The organism is Streptomyces californicus (assembly GCF_000717645.1).
In the GTDB taxonomy this organism is placed as follows: domain Bacteria; phylum Actinomycetota; class Actinomycetes; order Streptomycetales; family Streptomycetaceae; genus Streptomyces; species Streptomyces californicus.
This window is the reverse complement of record NZ_JNZZ01000016.1, coordinates 180,056-206,744: the sequence shown is the minus strand read 5'-3', so window position 1 is coordinate 206,744 and position 26,689 is coordinate 180,056. Positions and strand designations below refer to the sequence as shown.

The following is a 26,689-nucleotide window of genomic DNA, read 5'->3' as shown; positions in this document are numbered from 1 at the left end:
GCCGCGACCGGCGGCGGACGGGGCGGGAAGCGGTTGACTGTGCCGCTGACCGCCCCGACGCGGTGTCCGGCGCACGCCACCACCGGTTTGGTCCAGACCTCTTGACCGAAGGTCTGGACCATTCTACGGTTTGGCAGGGTCACGACACAGGGCGGGTCGGGGCGAACCTTTCGCGCCGTCGCGGCGGACCCGGGCAGGAAGGACATACGGACCATGGGACGTGCACCACGACTGCTGGGCCTCGCTCTGGCCGCGGCGCTCGCCGTACCGATGCTGGTCGGAGCCGCGCCGCCCCGCGCCGCGGAGCCGAGCGCCGCCGCCGCCGAGACCTGCGCGGTCAAGTCGAAGCCCACCGGCAAGGTGCTCCAGGGGTACTGGGAGAACTGGGACGGCGCGGCCAACGGCGTCCACCCGCCGCTCGGCTGGATCCCGATCACCGACCCCCGGATCACCCAGCACGGCTACAACGTCATCAACGCGGCCTTCCCCGTCATCCGCTCCGACGGCACCGTCCTCTGGGAGGACGGCATGGACAGCACCGTCAAGGTCGCCACCCCCGCCGAGATGTGCCAGGCCAAGGCGTCCGGTCTGACCACGCTCATGTCCATCGGCGGCGCCACCGCCGGGATCGACCTCAGCTCCAGCGCCGTGGCCGACCGGTTCGTCGCGACGATCGTCCCGATCCTGAAGAAGTACAACTTCGACGGCATCGACATCGACATCGAGACCGGCCTCGTCGGCTCCGGCTCCATCAACCAGCTCTCGCCGTCGCAGACCAACCTCATCCGCATCATCGACGGCGTCCTCGCCGCCATGCCGCCGAACTTCGGCCTCACCATGGCCCCCGAGACCGCGTACGTCACCGGCGGCAGCGTCGTCTACGGCTCGATCTGGGGCGCGTACCTCCCGGTCATCAAGAAGTACGCCGACAACGGCCGCCTGTGGTGGCTGAACATGCAGTACTACAACGGCAGCATGTACGGCTGTTCCGGCGACTCCTACTCCGCCGGCACCGTCGCGGGCTTCACCGCCCAGACCGACTGCCTGAACAAGGGGCTCGTCATCCAGGGCACCACCATCAAGGTCCCCTACGACAAGCAGGTCCCGGGCCTGCCCGCCCAGCCCGGCGCCGGCGGCGGCCACATGTCCCCCTCCCTCGTCTCCCAGGCGTGGAACCGCTACAACGGCTCCCTCAAGGGGCTGATGACGTGGTCCCTCAACTGGGACGGCTCCCGGAACTGGACCTTCGGCGACAACGTCAAGGCCCTCCAGGGCCGTTGAGCCATCCTCCACCCCCCACCCCGCGCCCCCGGTCCGCCGATGACCGGGGGCGCGGCGCCGTTCCCGGCCGGGGCGACACGAGGACGGCGTGAACCGGTCGCGCACCGGAGCGGCCGAGAGAGCAGAATCGGCTACGGACCGGGTGATCGTCTCCCCGGTGCGCCGGCCCCGTCCCCCGCGGGCCGGCCGACGACGAAGACGTACGAGGAGACCTCGATGGTGCACGAACGGGCCGGTCACCCGGCACAGCCCGCAGACCTGGTCGACGTGGCACGCCTGGTGACGGCCTACTACGCCCTCCACCCCGACCCGGCCGAGCCCGCCCAGCGGGTCGCCTTCGGCACCTCCGGCCACCGCGGCTCCGCCTTCGCCGCCGCGTTCAACGAGGACCACATCGCCGCCACCACCCAGGCGATCTGCGACTACCGCGCCCGTCAGGGCACCGACGGGCCGCTGTTCCTCGGAGCGGACACCCACGCGCTCTCCGAACCGGCCCGGGTCACCGCGCTGGAAGTGCTCGCCGCCAACGGAGTCACCGCCCTCATCGACAGTGAGGACGGCTACACCCCGACCCCCGCCGTCTCGCACGCCATCCTCACGTACAACCAGGGGCGCACCGAGCACCTGGCCGACGGCATCGTCGTCACCCCGTCGCACAACCCGCCCGCCGACGGCGGCTTCAAGTACAACCCGCCGAACGGGGGACCGGCCGCCTCCGACGCCACCTCCTGGATCCAGGACCGGGCCAACGCCCTGATCGAGGCCGGACTCGGCGAGGTCCGCCGGATCCCCTACGCCCGCGCCCTGGCGGCCGACACCACCCGCCGCCACGACTTCCTCACCGCGTACGTCGACGACCTGCCCTCCGTGCTCGACCTCGACGCCGTACGGGACGCGGGCATCCGGATCGGCGCCGACCCGCTCGGCGGCGCGTCCGTCGCCTACTGGGGACGGATCGCGGAGCGCCACCGGATCGACCTCACCGTCGTCAACCCGCTGGCCGACCCCACCTGGCGGTTCATGACGCTGGACTGGGACGGCAGGATCCGCATGGACTGCTCATCCCCGCACGCCATGGCCTCGCTCATCGAGCAGCGCGACGCGTACGCCATCGCCACCGGCAACGACGCCGACGCCGACCGGCACGGCATCGTCACCCCCGACGGCGGCCTGATGAACCCCAACCACTACCTGGCCGTCGCCATCGACTACCTCTACACCCACCGCGACGGATGGGCTGCCGGGACCGGCATCGGCAAGACCCTGGTCTCCTCGTCCATGATCGACCGGGTCGCCCACGACCTCGGCCGCACGCTGGTCGAAGTCCCGGTCGGCTTCAAGTGGTTCGTGGACGGGCTGTACGACGGCACCCTCGGCTTCGGCGGCGAGGAGTCCGCCGGGGCCTCCTTCCTCCGCCGCGACGGGCGGGTCTGGACCACGGACAAGGACGGCATCCTGCTGGCCCTCCTCGCCTCCGAGATCACCGCCGTCACCGACGCCACCCCCTCCGAGCACTACGGGCGGCTCACCGACCGCTTCGGCGACCCGGCCTACGCCCGTATCGACGCCCCCGCCGGCCGCGAGGAGAAGGCGGTCCTGGCCAGGCTCTCCCCCCAGCAGGTCAAGGCCGACACCCTGGCCGGGGAACCCGTCACCGCCGTCCTCACCGAGGCGCCCGGCAACGGGGCCCCGATCGGCGGCCTCAAGGTCTGCACCGACAGCGCGTGGTTCGCCGCCCGCCCCTCGGGCACCGAGGACGTCTACAAGGTGTACGCGGAGAGCTTCCAGGGCCCCGGCCACCTCGCCCGGGTCCAGGAGGAGGCCCAGGCCCTCGTCTCCGAGGCACTGGGCGGCGCCTGACACACGGGTGGCCTTCCTCCCGCGCCACGCGGGAGGAAGGCCACCCGGCTCGTCCGGAGGCGGCTCAGGCGTCCGGCACCGTCGGCAGCACCTTCCGCAGGAACGCCGCGTTGTCCGGGGTCCGCCGCACCTTGTCGAGCAGCACCTGGAGGGCGGCCGGGCCGTCCTGCGTCGCCAGGGCCCGGTGCAGAGCCCGTACGGCGGCCAACTCGGCCCGGCCGAACAGCAGCTCCTCCCGGCGAGTGCCGGACCTGGCGATGTCGAGAGCCGGGAAGATCCGGGCGTCGGCCGCGGAACGGTCCAGCCGCAGCTCCATGTTCCCGGTGCTCTTCAACTCCTCGAAGAAGAAGTCGTCGGCCCGCGAGCCGGTCTCCACCAGCGCGGTCGCCAGGATGGTCAGCGAACCGTCCTCCTCGGCACAACGGGCCGCGCCGAACAGCTTCTTGGGGCCGGCCAGAGCGGCGGCGTCCACACCGCCGCTCAGCGTCCGGCCGCCCGCGCGGGCCGCGTTGTTGTGGGCCCGGCACAGCCGGGTGAGGGAGTCCAGCAGGACCACCACGTCCCGGCCCTGCTCGACGAGGCGCCGGGCGCGCTCGACCGCGAGCTCGGCCAGGGCGATGTGCTCCTTCGCGGGCCGGTCGAAGGTCGACGCGTACACCTCGCCGCGTACCGAGCGGCGCATGTCCGTGACCTCCTCCGGCCGTTCGTCGAGCAGCACCACCATCAGGTGCGCCTCGGGATGGTTCGCGGCGACCGATGCGGCCACCTGTTGCAGCAGCACGGTCTTCCCGGTCCGGGGCGGCGCGACGATGAGCCCGCGCTGCCCCTTGCCGACGGGCGCGACCAGGTCGAGGAGGCGCGGGGCGGGCCCGCCGCGGGGCGTTTCGAGCCGCAGCCGTTCGTGCGGGTGGACCGGCGTCAGGTCGCCGAAGCGGGGGCGGCCGCGCAGGGCCTCCGGAGCGGCCCCGCCGACGCGGTGGACCGCGGTGAGGACGCGCGGCCGGTCGCAGTCCCCCTCGACGGCGTCGCCCCTGCGCAGCCCGTGGCGGCGGATCAGGGAAAGCGGCACCCGGACGTCGTCGGGGGAGGGGAGACCGCCGCGGACGCGGAGCGTGCCGGGCCCGTAGTCGGTGGTGTCGAGGAGGCCGGCGACCCGGACGGAGCGCTGCTCCCGGGTCGCGGGGTGTTCGAGTGTGGTGGTCATGGGAGGGGGTCCTTTCGCGGACAGGCGCACGAGGGGCCGGCGACGCGGAGGGCGGCGGGACATCACGCCACGCACCGGGGCATGGGAGCCCGGGCCGGAGAGACAGCGGCAACGCTGGAGAGACGCTGGATCGCCGGTCGGAAAGGACGGGCGCGACAGCGGTGGAGAGGAAAAGCACCGGTGCCCGGAAAGAGCGGGCATGCACATGTGCTCATCGCACTGTACCACTCGCGCGGCTGTGCGCGGCTGTGCGCGTCGGACGTACGTCTCGGGACGCGCCGGACACGCGGCGAGGGCGGTGGGAACCCGGTGTCCGGGTTCCCACCGCCCTCGGTGGCGGCGGACCGGCCCCGCGGACGGTCCGCGGGGCCGGAGCGTCAGCCGGTGACGCCCAGCAGCGGGGCCCAGGACTCCAGGGCGGGCCGCTCGGCGAGGTCGGCGAACTCCACGGTGACGCCGTGGTCGCGGCGCCAGGCGGCGGCCAGGGACATCAGCCGGACGGAGTCGAGGCCGTAGTCGACCAGGTTCTCGTCGACCGGTATCTCCTCGGGGTCCTCCCCGAGGATGTCGGCGACATCGGCACGCAGCTGTTCGAGCGTGAGCGCCACAGCGGTCACTTCCCTTCGAAGACGGTCCGGGTGGTGGTGACGACGGCGCACTTGCCCGCCGCCCACCGCAGCGCCATCGCGTGGTCCTCGGCGGAGAAGTCGGCCACCGCGTCGGCCACCACGAACGCCTGGATATCCTGCATCCAGGCGTCGCACGCCGTCATCAGCACGCCGATGTGGGCGTAGACGCCCGTGATGACGATCTGGTCGCGGCCCTGCTCGCGCAGCCGCTCCAGCAGGTCGGTGCGGACGAATCCGCTGTACTTCCACTTGGTGAGGACCGTGTCGTCCGCGTCGGGGGCGACCTCGTCCGCGATCGCGGCCAGGTGCTCGTCGGCCGGGAGGCCGGGGCCCCAGAAGTCCTGCTGGAGCCCGCGCTCCTCGGGGCTCTGGCCGCCGGGCTGCGCGGTGTAGAGCACCGGCACGCCCAGCCTCGCGGCGTCCTTCTTCAACTCGGCCACATGAGCGAGCATTTCGGGCACCGGAGAGGCGTCGCGGTCGTACGCCGACAGGAAGTGGTTCTGCAGGTCGTGGACGAGGAGCACCGCACGCGCGGGATCGACGGTCCAGTCGACCCGGTTGGCGGGCAGCTCGTCGGCGGCCGGCATGGGGTAGGGGACGATGGCGGGCAGAGCCATGGTGGAGAGGGTTCCGTTCGGGGAGTCGTTCAGTGGGACGGGGCGGCGGGGGCGGGCGCCGGTACGGGCGACGGGGCAGGGGGAGCGGAGGACGCGCCCGTACGGGCGGCGGCGTTGCGAAGGTCCTTCTTGGAGACCTTGCCCACGCCGGTCTGCGGGAAGACGTCCACGAACTCGACCCGGTCGGGCACCTTGTAGGCGGCCAGACCCCGTTCGCGTACGAACCGCTTGATCGCCACGGCCTTCAGCGGACCCGCGCCCGAGCGCAGGATCACATAGGCGCAGACGCGTTCGCCCAGATACGGGTCGGGCTCGGCCACCACGTTGGCGTCGTGCACGGCCGGGTGGGCGAGGATGTGGTTCTCGACCTCCTCGGCCGCGATCTTCTCGCCGCCCCGGTTGATCTGGTCCTTGGCGCGGCCCTCGACGACGATGTGGCCGCTCTCGGTGATCCGCACGATGTCGCCGGTGCGGTAGAAGCCGTCCTCGGTGAACGAACGGGCGTTGTGCTCCGGGGCGTTCCAGTAGCCCCGGATGGTGTACGGGCCCCGCGTCAGCAGATGGCCCGTCTCGCCCGGGGCGACTTCCCGGTCCTGGTCGTCGACGACCAGGATCTCGTCGTCGGGCGAGATGGGCCGCCCCTGGGTGGTGACGATCGTCTCCACCGGATCGTCCAGACGGGTGTAGTTGACCAGCCCCTCGGCCATGCCGAACACCTGCTGGAGCGTACAGCCGAGAGCGGGACGGACCCGCCGCGCCGCCTCCTCGCTGAACTTGGCGCCGCCCACGAGCAGGACGTCCAGACTGCTGAGGTCGTGCGCGGTGCCGGGCGCGGCCTCGGTCCAGAGCAGGGCCAGCGGCGGCACCAGCCCGGTGATGGTGACGCCCTCGCGCTCGATCAGCGGGAACGCCACCTCGGGCGCGGGCGCCGGGCACAGCACGACGCGGCCTCCGGCGTACAGCGTGCCGAGCGAACCGGGGGAGGAGAGCGGGAAGTTGTGAGCCGCCGGCAGCACGCACAGGTAGACGCTGTTCTCGTCGACCGCGCAGATCTCGTTGGACCCCCACAGCGAGTAGATGTAGTCGTCGTGCGTGCGCGGGATCAGCTTCGGCACGCCGGTGCTGCCGCCGGAGAGCTGGAGGAAGGCCAGATCGTCCGGGCGCGGCCCGCCGTAGCCGACCGGCTCCTCGGCGACCTCGGACAGCGCCTCGAACTCCCCGGGGTCGCCCTGGGCGACGAACACATGGCGCAGCGTCGTGACGTTCGCACGGGTCTTGGCGGCCAGCGCGCGGTAGTCGTACCCGCCGTGCTCGGCCGCGACGACGTAGGCCACCGCCCCGGTGAACTCGCAGAAGTAGGTGATCTCGCTCTCGCGGTGCGCCGGCAGCGCGAAGACCGGCAGGGCGCCGATCCGGAACAGGGCGAAGATCACCTCGAAGAACTCGGCGATGTTGGGGAGTTGCACCACCACCTTGTCGCCCTTGGCGATGCCCCGGGAGAGGAGTCCCGCCGCCAGCCGGTCGGCGCGCCGGTCGAGATCGGCGTACGTCCACCGGCTCCCCGCCACAGGGTCGACGATCGCGATCCGGTCCGGGTGGGCCTCGGCGCGCTGCCGCAGCATCTCCCCGAAGGTCTCCCCGCGCCACCAGCCGGCCGCCCGGTACCTCTCGGCGAACTCGGCGGGCCAGACGGGCGCCGCTCGCTCACTCACAGCTCGGCTCCCACGGCGCTCAGGAAGGTGCGGAACTTGGCCGCCGTCTCGGCGGTCTCCGCCTCGGGTTCGGACGCGGCGACCACGCCCGCTCCGGCGTAGAGCCGCAGCGTGCGCTCCTCGGCGTCGGCGCAGCGGATGGTGACGACCCACTCGCCGTCACCGTCGGCGTCGCCCCAGCCGACCATACCGGTGAAGAAACCGCGGTCGAACGGCTCGGTCTCGGCGATGACCTGACGGGCCGTCTGCGTGGGCGTCCCGCAGACGGCGGGCGTCGGGTGCAGCGCGCAGGCCAGCTCCAGCGCCGAGGCGTCGGGCGAGGCGAGGGTGCCGGTGACCGTGGTGGACAGGTGCCACATGGTGGCGGTGCGGATGAGGGTCGGGCGCGCCGGGACGGTCAGCTCCGCGCAGTACGGGGCGAGGGCCTGGTGCACCGCGTCCACGACGACGGCGTGCTCGTGGAGGTCCTTGACGGACTCCAGGAGCGTGGCAGCCCGCCGCACGTCCTCGGCGAGGTCGGGGCTGCGCGGGGTCGAGCCGGCGAGCGGGTTGGCGACGACGCGCGACCCCTGGCGGGAGACGAGCAGTTCGGGGCTGGCGCCGATGAGGGTGCGCCCGGGGCCGGTCGGCAGGGCGAAGGTGTAGCCCGAGGGGTCGCGGCGGGCGAGGCGCTGGAGCATCGCGGGCAGGTCGAGCGGCGCGTCCGAGGTGAGTTCCAGCGTGCGGGCCAGGACGACCTTGCTGAACTCGCCGCGCCACATGCGCTCCACGGCGGCGGCCACGCCCTTGCCGTAGATCTCCGGCTCGGGCACCTGCCGTATGCGCCAGTCGCCGGCCGAGGGGGCGCTCGCGGGCAGTGCGACGAGGGGGTCGGAGGCGAGCGGCGGAGCGCCGCGCACCGATCCCGGGACGCTGAGGGCGGCCGGGGCGGTGTGGTCGAAGGGGATGGCGCCCATGACGACCGGGGCCTTCTGGCCGGCGGCGACCGCCGAGGCGAGCGCGGCGTCCACCCGGGCGGTCAACGGTCTCTCGTCGTGCGGGACTTCGAGGCCGGGGCCCCTGGCGAGGAGGGTGCGTCCGGGGGTGGCGAGAAAGTGGTCGCCGGGCGCGTAGGCGTCCAGCAGTGACGTGGCCGCTCCTACGGCCGGGTGGGCCTGATCGGCCGGGTCGGTGTGCGTGGCGACCTGGGGTGCCGTCGACACGGGAACTCCATTCTCGATGGTCCCGTCAGCGGGTGCGGGGGGCTGGATGGGAGGTGAAGGCCGGTGAAAAGGAAGGGGAGAGGGGCGGACGTGCGGTCAGCGCAGGGTCGCGCCGCCGTCGACGTACAGCTCCTGCATGGTGATGTGGCGGGCGCGGTCCGAGGCGAGGAACGCCACGGTCTCCGCGATGTCCCCGGGGTCGGCGATCCGGCCGAGCGGAATGCCGGTGCGGTACGTCGCGGGATCCCCGTCGACGACGCGCCGGGCGGCGCCCGGATCGTTCCACAGCGCGCGCTGCATCGGCGTGTCGGTGGAGCCGGGCGCGACGACGTTGCAGCGGACGCCGCTGCGGGCGAGTTCGAGCCCCAGGCATTTGGTGAACATGGCGGCGGCGGCCTTGGAGGCGGCGTAGGCGGCCATGCCGGTGCGGGGGATCCCGGCGGCGTTTGAGCCGACGGTGACGACCGCTCCCGATCCGCGGGCCGCCATGAGCGGGGCCACGGCCTGGGAGACGTGGTAGACGCCGGTGGTGTTGACCGCGAACGTGTCCGCCCAGTCCTGGGTGGAGAGCACGGCCGCCGGCCCGGTGCGCAGGATGCCCGCCACGTTCACCAGAACGTCGACCGGGCCCAGTTGGCGTTCGACCCGGGCCACGGTGCTCTCCACCGAACTCCGGTCGGTGACGTCCATCACATACGGGTCCAGGCTGCCGGACGAGCGCTCGCCCTCGGGCGTCTTCTCCTGGTTCAGGGCCCACTCGGCGGCCAGCGCCTCGATGCCGGCCGGGGCCCGGTCGGTGGCGGCCACGCGCGCGCCGAGGGTGGCGAGCAGGTCGGCGACCGCGGCGCCGATGCCCTGTGCGGCACCGGTGACCAGAGCAGTGCGGCCGGTGAACTCGCCGCTTCTGCCCGGTATGTGCTCAGGCATGAGCAACCTCCTCCGGGTGTTAGGTAAGGGTAGCCTAAATTGCATCGACCGCCCAGAAGGTGTCGAGCCGTCGATTTCTACTTAGGCTAGCCTCACCTTATGCAAACGCCGCGCACGGGGGCCACGGCCTCGGCTCCCGAACATGACCCCTCGACCGTTCAGTTGGACGGAGGCGAAGCCGACCGGACCGCGGCGGCCGCCACCGCCGGACGGGAGGAGGCGTCCCCGGGAGCCGAAAGCGGGACGACACCGCAAGCCGGCGGGTCCCCGGGGCGCCCGCCCGTCCGCGACGGCGCGGCCGCTCTCCCCGACGGCTCCCGTGTTCCGGCCGAGGGTCCCGGCGGCTCCCTCTCCCCGGCCGGCGGGCGCGGTACCCCGGCCGACCCGCGCGGGCGGACCGTGGTGGTGGCCGTCGCCGGACTGGCCCTCGCGGTCCTGCTGTTGACGGCCCTCTCCCTCTCCATCGGCGCGGGCGAGGTCGGCCCCGGCGGCGTCCTGGACTACCTGCTCGGCCGCGACGGCGCGCGCGACAACGCCCGGCTTTCCCTCGTCGTCGGCGATCTCCGCCTGCCGCGCACCTTCACCGCGCTGCTCGTCGGCGCCGCCCTCGGCGTCGCCGGCTGCCTCCTCCAGGCGGTCACGCGCAACCCGCTGGCGGAAACCGGACTCCTCGGCGTCAACGCGGGCGCGTCGCTCGGTGTCGTGGCGGGCATCGCGCTTCTCGGCTTCGATTCCGGTTACGCCTATCTCGTCTGCGCTTTCGTGGGCGCGGTGGTCGCCAGCGGTCTGGTCCTCCTCATATCCGGCAGACGCGGCGGCGGCTCACCCATGCGCCTGGTCCTCGCCGGTGCGGCGCTCGGCGCCACCTTCGGCGGGCTCACCAGCGTCATCATCGTCAACTCCGCGGAGACCTACGACAGATTCCGCTTCTGGGTCCTCGGCTCCCTCGCGGGGGTCGAGGGCTTCGGCGAACTCGGCCGCCTCGCCCCCGTCCTCGCCCTGGGATTCCTCATCGCCCTCCTGGTGGCCCGCCCGCTCTCCGCCCTGGCGCTCGGGGACGACCTGGCCCGGGGCCTGGGCCACCGGCCCCCCGTGATCCGCACCGTCGTCGCCGTCGGCGTCACCCTCCTGACCGCCGCGGCCGTCGCCCTCGCCGGGCCCATCTCCTTCCTCGGGCTGCTCGCGGGGTTCCTCGCCCGCGCCCTCGCCGGCACCCGGCTGGCCGCCCGCATCCTGCTCGCCGGGCTCATCGGAGCCTGCGTCCTCACCGTCTCGGACATCGCCGCCCGCGTGGTCTCCCGCCCCTTCGAGGCGCCCGTCTCCGTCATCGTCGCCCTCATCGGCGCACCCGTCCTCATCGCCATCGTCCGCTCCAAGCAGCTGGCCTCGATGGGTATGACGGAACCGGCCACCGAGGAGCGCGCCCCGGACCGCCCGCGCCGCCTGCGGCTCGCCCTGCCGCGCCCCGCCCGCCGTACGCCGAAGACCGGCGAACCGCGGGTCGCCCCGGCCGACACCCTGGTCCTGCGCCGAGGCCCCCTCTCCCTCCTCGTCACCCGGCGCGCCGCCCTCGCCGCCCTCGCCCTCGCCGGGGCCCTCCTGGTCGCCGTGGTCCTCTCCGCCCACGCCGGCCAGAGCGACATGGGCGTCGGCCGCACCTTCCGCGCCGTGTTCGGCCAGGGCGACCGCTTCGACGTGCTGCTCGTCCAGAAGTTCCGCCTCGGCCGGATCGTCGCCGGGCTCACCGCCGGAGCCGCCCTCGGCCTGGCCGGCTGCCTCACCCAGACCCTGGCCCGCAACCGCCTCGCCACCCCCGAACTCCTCGGCGTCAACGACGGCGCCACCGCCGCCGTCCTGCTCTCCGTCACCCTCAGCGCCACCGGGTCCTTCGGCGCCTGGTGGGCCGGGCCGATCGGCGCCCTGGTCGCCGTCGTCGTGGTCACCACCGTCTCCGGCGGCCTCGGCCAACGCGGCTACCGCGTCCTCGTCGTCGGCCTCGCCATGTCCGCCCTGGCCTCCGCGATCACCCAGGTCGTCCTCTCCCGCCGGTCGCTCTCCTCCGCGAGTTCGCTGTACGTCTGGACCTCGGGCAGCCTCAACGGGCGCAGCTACTCCGTCGCCGTCCCCGTCCTCATCGGGCTCGTCGTCCTGGTGCCGGTCAGCCTGGTCGTCGCCCGGCACCTGGGCGTCCTGCGCTTCGACGACGCCACCGCCTCCTCGCTCGGCTCCGCCCCCGGCCGTGTCCGCACCCTCTCCCTGCTCCTCGCCGTCGCCCTCGCGGGCCTCGCCGTCGGCATCTGCGGCCCCGTCGGATTCGTCGCGCTCGCCTCCCCGGTCATCGCCTCCCGGCTCGCCGGGCCCCTGCGCGTCCCGCTCGTCGGCTCCATGCTCACCGGAGCCGTCCTCGTCGTCGCCGCCGACACCCTCGGCCGCATCGTCCTCGACGGCGCCGAACTCCCCGTCGGCATCGTCACCACCGTCCTCGGCGGCCCCTTCCTGCTCTGGGTGCTGCTCGGCCGCTCGGCCGCCACCCGCGTGTAGCGGACCGCCACCCCCGTACCGGACCCCACGTACAGGAAGACCGAGACACCCATGACGTACCCGCCGCGCAGGAACCCGCCGCCGCCACCCGTATCCGCGGAAGCGCTGTCCGCCGGATCTGCCGCACCGGAGGAACCCGCCGTGCGAAGCCCCCTGTTGCGTACGCTGCTCGCGGACGTCCGCGGCGGCGATCCCGGCGCCGAGGAGGCGTTCTGGCGGTACGCGGCGGCCACCGGCACCCCGCTCGTCGAACCCGACCCCGAGGGCGACCCCGACCACCGGCTCGTCACCTTCGTCCGCCGTGAGGAGCCCTCCCGCCCGGCCACCCACGTCCTGGCGCTCGTCCACACGGTCACCGACAAGGACCGGCACGCCGGCGACCTCGCCCCGCACCTGATGGAACGGATCGAGGGCACCGGCGTCTGGGCGATCAGCCACCGGCTGCGGGCCGACCACCGCGCCTCGTACCAGTTCCACGCGACCGACGGCAGCCGCGAGGACGCCCTGCGCGCCGACCGGGCCGCCTGGCTCCAGGTCCTCGACCGCGCCGAACCCGACCCGCTCAACACCCGTGTGCCGCTGCCCTCCCGGGACGGCCGCAACCCGGCCTCCGTACTCGAACTCCCCGACTCCCCGCCGCAGTCACGCATCGCACGGCGCGACGGAGCCGAGCGGGGGCGCACGCTCGACGCCGAGGTCGACGGCCGCCGGATCACCGTCCACCTGCCGCCCGGCCACCACCGGGACGGCCGACCGTACGCGCTCGCCGTGCTCCTCGACGGCGAGATGTGGGGGCCGGTCCTCGGTGTCGGCGACATCCTCGACAACCTGCACGCCGACGGAGAGCTGCCGCCCACCGTGGCGATCCTGGTCGACACCATGGGGCGGCGCATGGACGACCTCGCGTGCAGCGGCCCGTTCGTCGACTGGCTCGCCGACACCCTCCTGCCCTGGGCCGAGCGGGAGTACGGGGCCGGGGCGGACGCCGCCCGCACGGCGATCGCCGGACAGAGCGCGGGCGGCCTCACCGCCGCGTTCGCCGCCTTCCGGCGCCCCGACCGCTTCGGCCTCGCGCTCTCCCAGTCGGGTTCCTTCTGGTGGCCCGACGACGAACGCGGCGGCGAATGGCTCACCGGGCAGTACGCGTGGGCCGAACGGAGGCCGGTGACACTGCGCTTGGAGGTCGGTCTCCAGGAGTGGATGCTCCTCGGGGAGAACCGCAGGCTCCGCAATGTGCTGCGCGCCCGCGGTTACGACGTCCGCTACGGCGAGTTCAACGGCGGGCACGACTACGCCTGCTGGCGCGGCGGCCTGGCGGACGGGCTCGTGGACCTGCTCGGCGGCCGCTGACCGGCGCCCGCAGGTCCCGCACGTCCCGCAGGTCCCGCACGTCCTGCACGTCCCGCACGTCCCGCACGGAACAGGGGCGGGGCGGCACCCTCTCCGGATGCCGCCCCGCCCCTTCCGCGCGTCCTCAGCCCTTGACCGCCGGAGCCTCGTCCGCCGCGGACCCCTCGCCGGGCGGCGGGGCGTCCTCGTCGTCGAACGGCGGCGGCTGCGGGGCCTCGCGCGGCAGCCGCAGCGCGATCAGCGCCCCGGCCGCCACCAGCCCCGCCGTCACCCAGACCGCCGTACGGTACGGGCCCGGGTCGACGGTCTCCGTCACATGACCGCCCCCGATCACCGCCGCGCAGGCGGCTATCCCGAGCGCGCCGCCCAGGGTGCGGACGATCTGGAACAGGCCCATCGCCTGCCCCATGTCCGCCGGTCCGATCGATTCGAACCCGGAGATCTGCACGGTCAGCACCGCGGTCCCCAGCACCAGCCCGATCAGGAACATCAGCCCGCGCACGCTCCACGCGTTCTCCGCCACCCCGGGCACGGCGAGCGCCCCGAAGACCGCGGCGGCCACCAGCAGCGCCGGCACGGTCAGCAGCCGGGGGCCGAGCCGGGGCAGCAGCCGGTCCACCACCTGCGAGGCCAGCATCAGCCCCACCGCCTCCGGGAACACGCTCAGCCCGGCGTCCAGCGCCGAGGCGCCCAGGCTCGCCTGGTAGAGCAGCGGGAAGACGAACAGCACGCCCATCAGCCCGGCCGCGGTCACCCCGGCGAGCGCGGAGGCCGACCCGTACACCCGGTCGGCGAGCAGCCGCAGCTTCAGCAGCGGCGTCCTCGCGCGCGTCTGATGCACGACCGCCGCCACCAGCAGGACGGACCCCAGCACCGCGCTCACGGCGACGGCGGGCCTCGTCCAGCCCTGCGAGGGGCCGAAGCCCAGCGCGTACGTCAGCAGCCCCAGCGCCGGGGTGGCCAGCCAGAAGCCGACCGTGTCGAACTTCCCCTCCGGGCCCTCGACATGCTCGCGCAGACCGAGGACGCCGAGCAGGACGGCCGCCGCGCCGATCGGCACGTTCACGAAGAACAGCCAGTGCCAGGAGAGGTGTTCGGTGAGCAGGCCCCCCAGCGGCGGACCGAGCGCCGGCATCAGCGCCGTCGGCACGATCAGCACCTTCGCCAGCTTCATCCGCTCGTGCGGCGGGAACGCCCGGAACAGCAACGTCATCCCGACCGGTGTCAACAACCCGCCCGCCAGGCCCTGTACGGCCCGGGCGACCACCAGCGTGGCGAGGTCCGGAGCCAGGCCGCAGACCGCCGAGGCGAGCGTGAACGCGGCCAGCGCGCCGAGGAACACCCGCTTCGTCCCGAACCGGTCGCCCAGCCAGCCCGCCACCGGCAGCCCCACCGCGAGCGCCACCAGGAAGGCGGTCTCCACGGTGTTCGCCGCCGACAGCGGACGGTCGAAATCACCGGCGATCGTGTAGAGCGCCGGGTTCACGATCGTCGAGTCCAGGCCGTTCATGCACATCGCGGCCGTGTAGACGAGGACGACCGCGACCCGGGGGCGTATCCGCGGCCGGATCAGCAGCCCGCTCACCGCGCGGGGGCGGCGACGGGACCGGCCCAGTGCGCGGAGATCCAGTCCAGCGCGTCCTGCCGGTCGCACGGACCGTGAGCCGTCGACCAGCCCTCGGGCACCGCGGCGAACAGCGGCCACAGCGAGTGCCCGCCCTCCGCGTTGGTCAGGACGAGGAACTCCCCGTCCGCGTCGAAGGGGTTGGCGGGTGCGTCGCTCATCGGTGTCACTTCTCCAGCTCGGTCAGTCGGTCGGCGACCACGCGCGCGATGTGCGCGATCGGCTCGGGCAGGGTCATGTCCTTGTGCGAGCAGGCGACGTTCGTGTTGTCGATGCGCCCGCTCACGTAAGGGGTCCAGGTCTCCGGCGTCAGCGTGTCGTCGATGGTGTCCACCGTGGCCCGGAAGAACAGCACGTCGCCCTGGAACACCCGGTGGTCGTAGGCGCGTACGAGGTCGTTGGTGTTGAGGTAGACCTCGCCGAGCGCCTCGATCTTCGCGGCGGAGAGCGCGGCCAGCGGGGAGCCCTCGCGGCGCAGCACCTCCACCACGTTCGTCGTGTTCAGCTCCTTGTCCCCGAGGCTGTCGGGACCGTAACCGCCCATGGTGAGCAGCGATTCGAGGGCCTCGGCCCGGTCGGGCACCGGCAGGTCGCGGAACCCCTCGGCGGGGTACGCGTCCAGGACGGCGAGCAACTCGACCTCCTGGCCCGCCTCCTGCAGCACCGCCGCGATCGCGTGCGCGATGATCCCGCCGGTCGACCAGCCGAGCAGCCGGTAGGGGCCCTCCGGCTGGACCTCGCGGATCCGGGACGCGTAGTGGGCGGCCAGCTCCTCCAGCGTGGTGGGCAGCGGCTCGTCCGCCGTCGCCCCGCCGACGCCCTGGGCCTGGAGTCCGTAGATCGGCACATCGGCGGGCAGATGGCGGATCAGACCCGCGTAGCACCAGCTCAGACCGCCCGCCGGGTGCACGCAGTGGAGCGGGGAACGGTCACCGGGCCTGGCGGGCCGCAGCGGCAGCAGCACGTCGAGGGGGTCCTCCTCGCGCGAGACGTCCAGCGCCGCGTCCAGTGCGGCGGGCGTGGGCGCCTGGAAGACCGTGCCGATCGACACCTCGACGCCGAACGCCGACCTGATCCGCCCGGCCAGGCGCACCGCGAGCAGCGAATGGCCGCCCAGGTCGAAGAAGTTGTCCTCCACCCCGGCGGACGGCAGCCCCAGCACCTCCGCGAAGACCGAGCAGAGCTGCTCCTCGCGGACCGTGCGCGGCGCGCGGCCCCCGGCGGTCACCGAAACGCCCGGCGCGGGCAGCGCCTTGCGGTCCAGCTTGCCGTTGCCGGTCAGCGGCAGCCGCTCCAGCACCACCACGGCCGAGGGCACCATGTGCACCGGCAGCGCGGCGGCGGCGTGCTCGCGCAGAGCCGCCGGGACCGGCTCCGTGTCCGGCGCGGGAACGACGTAGCCGACCAGCCGCTTGTCGCCGGGCATGTCCTCGCGGACCACGACGGCCACATCGGAGACCTCGGGGTGATCGGCCAACACGGCCTCGATCTCGCCGAGTTCGATCCGGAAGCCGCGGATCTTGACCTGCTGGTCGCCCCGGCCGAAGTACTCCAGCGTGCCGTCCGCGCGCCGCCGGGCGAGGTCGCCGGAGCGGTACATCCGGCTGCCGCTCTCCCCGAAGAGGTGCGCGAACGGGTCGGCCACGAAGCGCCCCGCCGTCAGGTCCGGGCGGCCCAGATAGCCGAGCGCCACCCCCTCGCCGGCCACGTACATCTCACCGGTCACCCCGGGCGGCACCGGCTGCAGCCGGTCGTCCAGGACGTAGACCCGCAGGTCGGGGATGTTGACCCCGATGGTGCTGGAGACCGCGGAGGCCGCCGTCGCCCGGTCGAGCGCCAGGTAGGAGACATGGACCGTGGTCTCGGTGATGCCGTACATGTTGACCAGGGTCGGCGCGTTCTCGTGATGCCGCGTGTACCAGTCCGCCAGCCGCCCCAGCTCCAGCGCCTCACCGCCGAACACCACGTAGCGCAGCGCCAGTTCGTGTCCCGGCGCCTCCCGGTCGGCGGCGGCCAGCTGGTAGAAGGCGGACGGCGTCTGGTTGAGGACGGTCACCCGCTCGTCGGCCAGCAGCCGGAGGAAGGCGTGCGGGTCACGGCTGGTCGTGTACGGGACGACGACGACCCGGCCGCCGTACAGCAGCGCGCCCCACAGCTCCCACACGGAGAAGTCGAACGCGTAGGAGTGGAAGAGCGTCCACACGTCCTCGGGACCGAACGAGAACCAGTGCTCGGTCGCCGTCAGCAGGCGCGTCACATTGTGCTGGGTGACCACGACGCCCTTGGGCCGGCCGGTCGACCCGGAGGTGTAGATGACGTACGCCGGGTCCTGCGGGGTCAGCGGCCGGGTGCGGTCCGCCTGGCCGAGCGGCCCGTCCGGGAAGCCCCTCGCCTCGTCCACGGTGATCAGCGGCAGCTCGTGCGCCGGCAGCGTCCCCGCCGTCGCCGCGTCCGTGATCAGCGCGGCCGGCCGGGCGTCCTCCAGCATGTAGGCGAGCCGGTCCGCCGGGTAGTCCGGGTCCATCGGGAGATACGCGGCCCCCGCCAGCGACACCGCGAGCAGTCCGGCCACCAGGTCCGGCGAGCGCGGCAGCGCGAGCGCCACGATCGAACCGGGACCGATGCCCCGGGCCGCCAGCAGCCGCGCCAACGACTGCGCCCGGGAGGAAAGTTCGGCGTAGGTCAGGGTCTCGTCGCCGCAGCTCACCGCCGTCCGCTCCGGGTGCCGGCGCGCGGCGACCCCGTACACCTCGGCCAGGGTGAGCGGCACCGGGCGGTCCTCGGGGACGCCGTTCGCCTCGACCAGGGCGCGGTGGACCTCGTCGTCGCCGAGTACCGGGAGCAGGCCGACGGGCGTCCCGGGGTGTCCGGCCGCGGCCGTGAGCAGCCGGGCGAGCCGGTCGGCCAGGGCCTGGGCGGTCGACCGGTCGAAGAGGTCGGTGCGGAACTCCAGGAAGCCGCCGATCCCGCCGCCGGGCAGCTCGCCCGCGTTGAGGGTCAGGTCGAACTTCGCGGTGCCGGACGGCACGGCGGTCAGCCGCGCGACGGTCTCCGGGTCGAGGGGGACGGGCTCGTCCGCGATCGACTGCCAGGCCAGCATCACCTGGAACAGCGGGTGCCGGGAGAGCGAGCGCGGCGGGTTGAGCGCCTCCACCAGGTGGTCGAAGGGGAGCGCGTCGTGCTCGTAGGCGGCGAGCGTGGTCGCCCGCACCCGGTCCAGCAGATCGCCGAAGGCCGGGTCGCCGGAGGTGTCGGTGCGCAGGACCACGGTGTTGGTGAAGAAGCCGACGAGCCCGGCGGTGGCGTCGTCGTCGCGGCCCGCCACGGGGGTGCCGAGAGGGATGTCGGTGCCGCAGCCGTGCCGGGTCAGCAGGGCGGCGAGCCCGGCCTGCACGGTCATGAACACGGTCGCCCCGTGCGCCCGCGCGAGCCGGCGCAGCGCCTCGTGCGCCGTGGCGTCCAGGGCGAAGGGCACGGTGTCGCCGGCCGAGGTGGCGACGGGCGGCCGGGGCCGGTCGGTGGGCAGCTCCAACTGGTCCGGCAGCCCCGCGAGCGCCTGCCGCCAGTGGGCGAGCTGGGCCTCGGCGAGCGCGGTGGGCTCGGCCGGGGAGCCCAGGAGCGACTGGAGCCGGGCGGCGTGGTCCACGTACTGGCCGGCCAGCGGTGCGAATTCCGGTGCGCGCCCCTGTGCGCGGGCGGTGTAGGCGGTGGCCAGGTCCCGGGCCAGGGGGGTGGTGGAGGCGCCGTCGCCCGCTATGTGGTGCAGCAGCAGGAGGAGGGTGTGATGGTCCGGCGACTCGCTGAACAGCACGGTGCGCAGCGGGGGCTCGGTGGCGAGGTCGAAGCAGTACCGCACGGCCTCGGTGAGGTCGCTGCCGGGCTCGGCCAGGCGCAGCACCGGGCGGGCCGCCGGGTCGTCGGCGGGGAGGATGTGCTGACGGGGGCTGTCGTCCGCGCCGCCGTCGGCCGCCGCACCCGAGGCGTTGTCAGTGGGCGGATATACGGTGCGCAGTGTCTCGTGACGCTCCGCCAGATCGTGCAGGGCCAGTTGGAGCGCTTCGCGGTCGAGCGGGCCGTTGACGCTCAGGACGAGCGGGATGTTGTAGGTCGGGCTGGGGCCTTCGAGGCGGTGGAGGAACCACAGCCGCTGCTGGGCCGGGGAGAGGGGGAGGGGGCCGGTGCGGGGCACGGGGGAGAGCGGTACGGAGGCGAGGGCCGCTCCGGCGCGGGTACGGACCAGCGCGGCCAGGGCGCCGGGGGTGGTGTGCCGGAAGACGTCGGCGATGCCCATCGGCACGCCGAAGTGCTCGCGGAGGCGGGCGGCCAGCCGCGCGGCGAGCAGCGAATGCCCGCCGAGGTCGAGGAAGCCCGCTTCGGCGGCCGGGGGTTCGGCGATGCCGAGCACGTCGGCGAAGATCCCGCGCACGATCTCGGTGTGCGGCCCGTCGTCCGTCCCGCCCTGACCGGCTCCGGTGAGGGCGAGCGGGTCGGGGTCGGGCAGGGCGCGGTGGTCGAGCTTGTCGTTGGCGGTACGGGGCAGCGCGTCCAGGAGCGTGACGGTCGCGGGGACCATGTGCTCGGGCAGGGCCGCGGCCAGGTGCTCGCGCAGGTCGGTGGGGGTGGGCGGGGCCGTGTCGCCCCCGGCCGCCCGTTCCGCTCCCGTCGGCGCGTCCCGCTTGGCCCGCACGGGGACGGCGTAGGCGAGCAGCCGCTTGCCGTGGCCGGTGTCGCGGGCGATGACGGCCGCCGCGGCGACCCGGGGGTGGGCGGCCAGGCGGGCCTGGATCTCCCCGAGCTCGATGCGGAAGCCGCGGATCTTGACCTGGTCGTCGCCGCGCCCGAGGAACTCCAGCGTGTGGTCCGCACGGCGGCGCACCAGGTCGCCGGTGCGGTACATCCGCCCCCCGGCGTCCCCGTGCCGCGCGCCGAAGGGGTCCGCGACGAACCGCTCCGCCGTCAGGTCGGGGCGGCCCAGGTAGCCGAGGGCCAGACAGGCCCCGGCCACGTACAGCTCACCCGTCGCGCCGGCGGGCACGGGACGCAGGGAGGAGTCCAGGACGTAGACGCGCGAGCCGCGCACGGGCCGGCCGTCCGGCTCGGCGGCCGTGGCGCCGGGCACCCAGTAGTAGGCGTCGACCGTCGTCTCGGTCGGCCCGTACAGGTTGACCGGGTGCACGGCCGCGGCCTCGGTCAGCCGCTCCCACAGGGCCGGGGGAACGGTCTCCCCGCCGACCACCAGATGGGCCGGGTGGTGGCGGCCCTCGTCCAGCAGGCCCTCGGCGAGCAGAGCCTCGGCATAGGAGGGAGTGACGTCGAGATAGTCGATCCGGTGCGCGTCGACGTACGCGGTGAGAGCCGCCGGGTCCCGGTAAGCGGCGTCGTCCAGCAGGTGCAGCTCGTGCCCGTGGACCATCCACAGCAGCGGGTCCCAGGACGCGTCGAAGGCGAACGAGGCGCTGTGCGCGACCCGGAGGCGCTGCCGGCCGGTCCGCTCGACGGCCGGGGCGATGTGGTCCGTGCCGTGCCCGGCGCAGAGGTTGGCGAGTGAGGCGTGGCTGACGAGCACGCCCTTGGGGCGGCCGGTGGAACCGGAGGTGTGGATGAGATAGGCGGGGTCCGCCGGTGCGGGACCGCCCGGCAGCGGTCCTTCGGGGCAGGCGGCCAGGGCGTCGGCCGTGGCGGGGGAGTCCAGGGCGACGACCGGGAGCCCGTGGTCGGGCAGCGCGCCGAGCGTCGCCTCCGTGCCGATCACGCACAGCGGCCGCGCGTCCTCCAGCACGGCGAGGGTCCGGGCGGCGGGGTGGCCGAGGTCGAGCGGCTGGCAGACCAGACCCGCCTTGAGCACGGCGAGCAGCGCCACGACCATGTCGGCGGTCCGGGGCAGTGCGAGCGCCACGGTGCCGCCGCTGCCCCCGGCGAGGCCCGGTCTCTCCTGCGCGGCGCGTCCGGCCAGCAGCCGGGCCAGCCGGTCGGAGGCCGCGTCCAGTTCGGCGAAGGTGAGCCGGGCCCCGGCGGCGACGGCGCCATCGGCCGCGCCCGCCGACCGGTCCGCACGCGGGCCGGGCGCGGGCTCCGCCCCCGGGCCGGCGCCGCGGAACGTGCCGGCCGCGGTGGACCGCACGGCCACGGCGTCCGGGGTCCGGGCCGCCTGAGCGGTGAACGACCGGGGGAGGGGGAGCGCGGCGGCGGGTTCGGTCCGGCCGGACGTGGCCTCGTGCACCGCGTCGTCGGTGAGCAGGTCCAGCGTGCCGATCGGCCGCCGCGGGTCGGTCAGCAGCAGTTCGGCGAGACCGTCCAGGTAGCGCAGCCAGGTGTCCTGGTGGGCCGCGAGATCCGCCGGACCGTACGCGGCGGGGTCGGCGTCCACCGTGAGCCGCAGGCCCCCGTCCGGGCCCGGGGCCGCGCCGACGGCGAGACCCTCCACGGGGCCGGCCGCGAGATTGCGCACGGTGCCGGTGGCCCGGGCGAAGTCCAGCGCGCCGTCGAACGGCTTGACGTTGACCAGCGGCCCGGTCAGCGGGGTCGCGGCCGACTCCAGGGCCAGATCGCGGCGCAGGTCCGCCTGCGGATAGCGCTGGTGGCGGCGGACCTCCCGGATCTCCAGAACCACCCGTCGCAGCAGTTCGGCGGCGGTGTCCGCCGGGCGCACGGCGATCCGCAGCGGCAGCACGTTCACCGTCATGGCCGGGGTCCGCAGGGCCGCCGGGCCCCGCCGGTTGGTCAGCGGCAGGCCCAGTACCACGTCGTCGGCGCCGGTGATCCGGTGCAGATGACCGGCGGTCGCGGCCACCACCAGCTCGGCCCAGGTCGCCTTCGCGGCCCGTGCCGCCGAGGACAGCCGGTCGAGCGCCGCGGCGGGAAGGTCGGCGACCAGGTGGAGCGGTCCGCCCTGCGGCGCGTCCCCGGGGGCGGGGGAGCGGTGCGGCACGGAGACGGACGCGCCCGCCATGCGCGCGGTCCAGAACGCCCGGTCGGCCGTGTACTCCTCGCCGGCGAGATACGTCGCCTCCTGCCCGGTCAGCTCGCTCAGCGGGGCGAACCGGCCCTCGGGCAGCGGCTCCCCGGCGGCCAGCGCCCGGTACAGCTCGGCGACGCGCTGCCCGATGAGGGACAGCGCGTAGGCGTCGACGGCTATGTGGTGCACGCGCTGGTACCAGAAGTGGCGCTCCTCGCCGATCCGGAACAGGGCCTGCGTCATCAGCGCCCCGTCGGCGGCGAGGTCCACCGGGCGGGCCAGGTCCTGGCGCATCCACGCCTCGGCCTCCGCCTCGGTCGACTCCAGCCGGTGCACCACGGGTTCGGCGGGGACGACCCGCTGTACGGGAACACCGTTCCTCTCGGACACCCGCACGGCGAGCGTCTCCGCCTCGGCCACCGCCCGCCGCAGCGCCGCCGTGAACAGGTCCGCGTCGAGCGGCCCGTCGATCTCGACGAGGTCCGCCGTGTTGAGCACTGTGGATCGCGGGGCGAGCTGGTGCGCGTAGTAGATGCCCGACTGGGCGCTGAGCAGGGGGATATCCGGGGAGGGCGCGCGCTCGGGGTCCGCCGCCGAGGAGCTGGCCGGGTGGTTCAAACGCTCATGCATGTGGGTGACGACTCCCCTGAAGGACAACGGACACCGGGCTGTTGAGCCCACGGCGCACACTTAGGTAAGGCTAAGTTAACCTATTTCCGGCAGTGCAGGCGACCGCCCCGAGCCGGTCCAGAACGCAAGGAGCACCCATGACCGTCCCCGCAGTCCCTCACCCGGAGACGGCGGCCGACGAGCGGTCGCGCACGCTCAGGGCCGCCGTGCGGGAGGCGGTCGAGGGTCACGCCCCGGCTCTGCTGGAGCTGAGCCGGAGCCTGCACGCCGAGCCCGAAACCGCCTTCGAGGAGCACAGGTCGGCCGCGCGGTGCGCCGGACTCCTGGCCGCACACGGCTTCGACGTCACCGCCCCCGCCCACGGCCTGGACACCGCGTTCCGCGCCACCATCGGCTCCGGGCCCGTGACCGTGGCCATCGCCTGCGAGTACGACGCCCTGCCCGGCCTCGGCCACGCCTGCGGACACAACCTCATCGCCGCCGCCGGAGTCGGCGCCGCCCTCGGCCTCGCCCCGTACGCGGACGAACTCGGCCTGACCGTACGCGTGATCGGCACCCCGGCCGAGGAACGGGGCGCGGGCAAGGCGCTGTTGCTGGACGCCGGTGCGTTCGACGGGGTGGACGCCGCGATGATGGTGCACCCCTGCCCGTTCGAGATGGCCGACTTCCGTTCCTTCGCGCTCGGCACCCTCGACGTCACGTACACCGGCCGCGCCGCGCACCCCAGCCTCAACCCGCACGAGGGCCGCAACGCCGCCGACGCGCTGACCGTCGCCCAGGTCGCCCTGGGCCTGCTGCGCCAGCAACTCCCCGCGCAGTGGCGGGTGCACGGCATCACCACGGCTGCCGGGACCGCGCCCAACGCGATACCCGACCGGGCCACCGCCACCTACGAGATCCGGGCCCTGGCCGCCGAGGACCTGCGGGAGCTGCGGCAGCGGGTCGAGGACTGCTTCCGTGCCGGGGCGCTCGCCACCGGCTGCGAAGTGGAGCTGGAGCGCCCCGAACCCGACTACCTCGACTTCCGGGGCGATCCGGAGCTGATCGGCCTCTGGAGTGCCAACGCCCGGGAGCTCGGCCGCGCCGAACCGGTCGAGCGCCCGCCGTTCGCCTGCACCGACATGGGCAACGTCTCGCACGCGGTGCCCTCCATCCACCCGGTGCTCGACATCAGCGGCGGTGCCTGCGGGCCGCACGAGGCCGCGTTCGCCGAGGCGGCGCTCTCCCCGGCGGCCGAACAGGCGCTGCTGGACGGGGCGGTGGGCATGGCGTGGACGGCGGCCGACTTCGCGGCAGCCAGGATCTGACAGCGGGACCGAAGCCGTGCGGCCCGGACCGGGGGCATCCGGTCCGGGCCGCACGGCGTCGCCGTCACCCGGAGGTCACTTGGCCGAGAGCGCCTTGACGTAGTCGTTCAGGACGACGTCCGCCGCGAGCGGGCCGCCGCGCGTCGACCACACCGAACCGTCGACGGTCACCGCGTGGCCCTTCTTGACGGCGCCCAGCTCCTTGTAGGCGGGCTTGGACTGGACGTCATTGAGCGCCTTCTCGCCGTCCGAGGTCAGCGTCGACAGGAACAGCCAGTCGCCGTCGATCTCGTTGATCTTCTCCAGGCTCAGCGACGGGGTGTGCGCGTTGCCGTCCTTGTTCTGCGACGCGGGCCGCTTCAGGCCCATCTCCAGGGCGACGCCACTGGCGAACTGCTTGTTCTCCATCCAGCTCGGGCCGTCCGGGTTCCAGCGGACGATGGAGACCTCGGCGCCCTTGTTCGCGCCGAGCTTCTCCCCGGCCGCCTTGGCGGCGGCCTCGTGGTCGGTGATGAACTTGTTGGCCGCGTCGAGCTTGTTGACGGCGTTGCCGACGCCCCGGAAGAACAGCTTCCAGTCGTCGGTCGGCGCCATCGTCACCAGCGTGGCCGGAGTGATCTCCCGCAGCTGCTTGAGCACCTGCTCGTCCTGCATGTCGCCGGCGAGGATCAGGTCGGGCTTGGCGGCGACGACCTTGTCCATCACCGGCTGGAGCAGGTTGCCGACGATGTTGACGCCCTCGACCTTGTCGGCGAGGTAGGCCGGGGGCTTGTCCAGGCCCTGCCCGTTGGTGATGCCGACCGGCTCGATGTCCAGCGCCAGCACCGCGTCCAGGTCCTCCTGGGTCAGTGTGACGATGCGCTTCGGCTGCGCGGGTATTTCCACGGCCTTGCCGGTGGCGTCCTTGACCGTACGGGTCGCGGAGGAGGCGGAGTCCGCCTTGCCCGCCTTGTCCCCGGAGGGCTTGCCCGAGTCGGAGTCCGAGCCGCAGGCCGTCAGGAGCAGGGTGGCCGCCCCGAGGGCGGCGACGGCCTGAGCGGCTCTTCGGGCGGCGGTGCGGGCGGGGCGGCGGTGCAGGTTCATCAAGGGCTCCGGATTCAACGGGACATGAAGCGGCGACGGCCGTACGGTCGCGTGGATGCGCCCGTCGGCTCGCAAGCGAGCTAAGGTTAGCCTTACTTTAGCCACATCGGGCAAAGTGGTGTCCAAATCCTTCGGAAAGGCCGGTCCCCGTGGAAATCCGTGTCGAACAGCTCACCGCTGGATACGCCGGTCATACCGCCGTGGACCAGGTCGATCTGACGGTCCCCTCCGGCCGGGTCGTGGCGATCGTCGGCCCCAACGGCTGCGGCAAGTCGACCCTCCTGCGCTCCATGGCCCGCCTCCACCAGCCGCGCTCCGGCACCGTTTTCGTCGGGGACGCCGACGTCTGGAAGATGCGCCAGCGCGACGCGGCCCACCGCATCGCCCTCCTGCCGCAGGCCCCGCAGGCCCCCGAGGCGGTCACCGTCGCCGGCCTCGTGCGGTACGGACGCCACCCGCACCAGGGCCTGTTCCGCCAGTGGTCCCACGAGGACGAGGAGGCCGTCACCCGCGCCCTGGAGGCCACCGGCACCGCCGCTCTGGCCGGACGCCGCCTCGACCAGCTCTCCGGCGGCCAGCGCCAGCGCTGCTGGCTCGCCATGTCCCTCGCCCAGGAGACCCCCGTCGTGCTGCTCGACGAGCCCACCAGCGCCCTCGACATCGGCCACGCCGTCGAGGTCCTGGACCTCGTGCGCGAGGTCGCCGCGCAGGGCCGCACCATCGTCATGGTCGTCCACGACCTCGCCGCGGCCGCGCGGTACGCCGACACCCTGGTCGCCATGCGCGCCGGACGGATCGTCGCCTCGGGCCCGCCCCGGGAGACCGTGGACGCCGCGCTGGTCCAGGAGCTGTACGGCATCGAGGCGGAGATCCTCACCGCGGCCTCCGACGGCGCACCGGTCGTCGTGCCGAAGGTGAGCGTGCCCGCCGTCGGCGTCTGACCCGGGCGGGGGAGCGCGTCGGCCGGGTCGTTAGGGTCTGGCGCATGACGACATCCCTGGCCGGCAGTGCCTTCGACTCGCTCCGAACCGACGCCCTCTCGGACCAGGAGGCGCTGCGCCGGGCCTACGAACTGCCCAGTGCCGCCGCCGTACGCAAGCAGATGACCGAACTCACCGACCAGACCCGGCGGTTGATCGCCTGCTCCTCGCTGGTCCTGATCTCCAGCGCCGACGCCGAGGGGAACTGCGACGTCTCACCGCGCGGCGGCCCCGCCGGATTCGTCAGCGTCCTGGACTCCCGCACGGTGGCGATTCCCGACGCGACCGGCAACAAGCGCCTGGACACCTTCCAGAACGTCATCGCCACCGGCCGGGCCGGACTCCTCTTCCTCGTCCCCGGCCGCACCACGACGCTCCGGGTGAACGGCCGCGCCTGCGTCTCCACCCGCCCCGAGCTGCTCGACCGGCTGACCGCCGTGGGCAAGCCTCCGGCCGCCGCCCTGGTCGTGGGGATCGAGGAGGTCTACCCGCACTGCCCCAAGTCCCTCATGCGGGGCGGGGCGTGGAAGCCGGAGCAGTGGCTGCCGGCGGACGCCCAGCCGACCTCCGCCGAAGTGACGCTGGCCCAGCTGAGGATGCCGGAGCTGACGATCGCCGACATCGAGCGGACGGAGGCGGAATCGCTGAAGTACCGCTACGAGTAAGGCGGTCCGGCCGCCGGGCGGCTCCGGCGGCCGAAGCTCGGCGGCCCGAAGGTCCAGCACCCGAAGTGCCCGTGGCCGGAACGCGGGGGAGATTCCCTAGGCTGTCCCCCAGGTTCGATCAA

Annotated in this window: 17 protein-coding genes; 7 read left to right on the top strand and 10 right to left on the bottom strand. The window is 73.8% G+C overall.

Annotation, left to right across the window (positions count from 1 at the left end; translation table 11 throughout):
- Nucleotides 1-213: 213 nt before the first annotated feature.
- Complete coding sequence (locus IF19_RS0121335; RefSeq protein WP_030116873.1) at nt 214-1,281, top strand: chitinase; 1,068 nt, start codon at nt 214-216, stop codon at nt 1,279-1,281.
- A 216-nt stretch (nt 1,282-1,497) separates the two neighbouring features.
- Nucleotides 1,498-3,141: a phosphoglucomutase (alpha-D-glucose-1,6-bisphosphate-dependent) gene (pgm, locus tag IF19_RS0121330; protein ID WP_030116874.1), complete on the top strand. Its 1,644-nt coding sequence runs from the start codon at nt 1,498-1,500 to the stop codon at nt 3,139-3,141.
- Nucleotides 3,142-3,205: 64 nt separating this feature from the next.
- On the opposite strand, the gene rho is transcribed toward pgm, so the two are convergent.
- From rho to IF19_RS0121300, 6 genes are all read right to left on the bottom strand, one after another.
- On the bottom strand, nt 3,206-4,345 hold the full coding sequence (gene rho / locus IF19_RS0121325; RefSeq protein ID WP_030116875.1) for a transcription termination factor Rho: 1,140 nt from the start codon (nt 4,343-4,345) through the stop codon (nt 3,206-3,208).
- Nucleotides 4,346-4,722: 377 nt separating this feature from the next.
- A complete protein-coding gene (locus tag IF19_RS0121320) occupies nt 4,723-4,962 on the bottom strand; it encodes a phosphopantetheine-binding protein (protein WP_030727591.1) in 240 nt (79 codons plus the stop codon).
- The gene (locus tag IF19_RS0121315; RefSeq protein WP_030116877.1) at nt 4,959-5,591 is read right to left on the bottom strand and encodes an isochorismatase family protein; all 633 of its coding nucleotides are present in this window, start codon (nt 5,589-5,591) and stop codon (nt 4,959-4,961) included. Before IF19_RS0121315 ends, IF19_RS0121320 begins: the two co-directional genes overlap by 4 nt.
- Before the next feature lie 29 nt (nt 5,592-5,620).
- Nucleotides 5,621-7,303: a (2,3-dihydroxybenzoyl)adenylate synthase gene (locus IF19_RS0121310; protein WP_030116878.1), complete on the bottom strand. Its 1,683-nt coding sequence runs from the start codon at nt 7,301-7,303 to the stop codon at nt 5,621-5,623.
- On the bottom strand, nt 7,300-8,505 hold the full coding sequence (dhbC, locus tag IF19_RS0121305) for an isochorismate synthase DhbC (protein ID WP_030116879.1): 1,206 nt from the start codon (nt 8,503-8,505) through the stop codon (nt 7,300-7,302). The genes IF19_RS0121310 and dhbC overlap by 4 nt, the downstream gene beginning before the upstream one ends.
- 96 nt (nt 8,506-8,601) lie before the next feature.
- A complete protein-coding gene (locus IF19_RS0121300) occupies nt 8,602-9,432 on the bottom strand; it encodes a 2,3-dihydro-2,3-dihydroxybenzoate dehydrogenase (RefSeq protein ID WP_030116880.1) in 831 nt (276 codons plus the stop codon).
- Between the two features lie 99 nt (nt 9,433-9,531).
- Between IF19_RS0121300 and fhuB the strand changes: the two genes are divergently transcribed.
- Both fhuB and fes read left to right on the top strand, forming a co-directional pair.
- Nucleotides 9,532-11,973 (top strand): Fe(3+)-hydroxamate ABC transporter permease FhuB, encoded by a 2,442-nt coding sequence (gene fhuB, locus IF19_RS0121295; RefSeq protein ID WP_030276722.1) that lies wholly within the window; start codon nt 9,532-9,534, stop codon nt 11,971-11,973.
- Nucleotides 11,974-12,024: 51 nt separating this feature from the next.
- Entirely contained in the window at nt 12,025-13,323 is a 1,299-nt protein-coding gene (gene fes / locus IF19_RS0121290) for an enterochelin esterase (RefSeq protein WP_030116883.1), read from the top strand.
- Nucleotides 13,324-13,447: 124 nt separating this feature from the next.
- Here the strand turns inward: fes and IF19_RS0121285 are convergent, their stop codons facing one another.
- The 3 genes from IF19_RS0121285 to IF19_RS0121275 are packed head-to-tail and all read right to left on the bottom strand — an operon-like array spanning nt 13,448 to nt 22,532.
- Nucleotides 13,448-14,908 (bottom strand): DHA2 family efflux MFS transporter permease subunit, encoded by a 1,461-nt coding sequence (locus IF19_RS0121285; RefSeq protein WP_030276721.1) that lies wholly within the window; start codon nt 14,906-14,908, stop codon nt 13,448-13,450.
- Nucleotides 14,905-15,108 carry an MbtH family protein gene (locus IF19_RS0121280; RefSeq protein ID WP_030116885.1) on the bottom strand — a complete coding sequence of 68 codons (204 nt, stop codon included), beginning with the start codon at nt 15,106-15,108 and terminating at the stop codon, nt 14,905-14,907. The genes IF19_RS0121285 and IF19_RS0121280 overlap by 4 nt, the downstream gene beginning before the upstream one ends.
- 5 nt (nt 15,109-15,113) lie before the next feature.
- The gene (locus tag IF19_RS0121275) at nt 15,114-22,532 is read right to left on the bottom strand and encodes an amino acid adenylation domain-containing protein (RefSeq protein ID WP_030276719.1); all 7,419 of its coding nucleotides are present in this window, start codon (nt 22,530-22,532) and stop codon (nt 15,114-15,116) included.
- 137 nt (nt 22,533-22,669) lie between these two features.
- Between IF19_RS0121275 and IF19_RS0121270 the strand changes: the two genes are divergently transcribed.
- Complete coding sequence (locus IF19_RS0121270; RefSeq protein WP_030116890.1) at nt 22,670-23,839, top strand: M20 family metallopeptidase; 1,170 nt, start codon at nt 22,670-22,672, stop codon at nt 23,837-23,839.
- Between the two features lie 75 nt (nt 23,840-23,914).
- On the opposite strand, the gene IF19_RS0121265 is transcribed toward IF19_RS0121270, so the two are convergent.
- Nucleotides 23,915-24,922, bottom strand: a complete 1,008-nt coding sequence (locus tag IF19_RS0121265) for an ABC transporter substrate-binding protein (RefSeq protein ID WP_030116891.1) — start codon at nt 24,920-24,922, stop codon at nt 23,915-23,917.
- Between the two features lie 149 nt (nt 24,923-25,071).
- Here IF19_RS0121265 and IF19_RS0121260 point away from each other — a divergent pair, with 149 nt between their 5' ends.
- Nucleotides 25,072-25,863: an ABC transporter ATP-binding protein gene (locus tag IF19_RS0121260; protein WP_030116892.1), complete on the top strand. Its 792-nt coding sequence runs from the start codon at nt 25,072-25,074 to the stop codon at nt 25,861-25,863.
- Between the two features lie 44 nt (nt 25,864-25,907).
- Nucleotides 25,908-26,567: an MSMEG_1061 family FMN-dependent PPOX-type flavoprotein gene (locus tag IF19_RS0121255; RefSeq protein WP_030190088.1), complete on the top strand. Its 660-nt coding sequence runs from the start codon at nt 25,908-25,910 to the stop codon at nt 26,565-26,567.
- Nucleotides 26,568-26,689 lie beyond the last annotated feature (122 nt).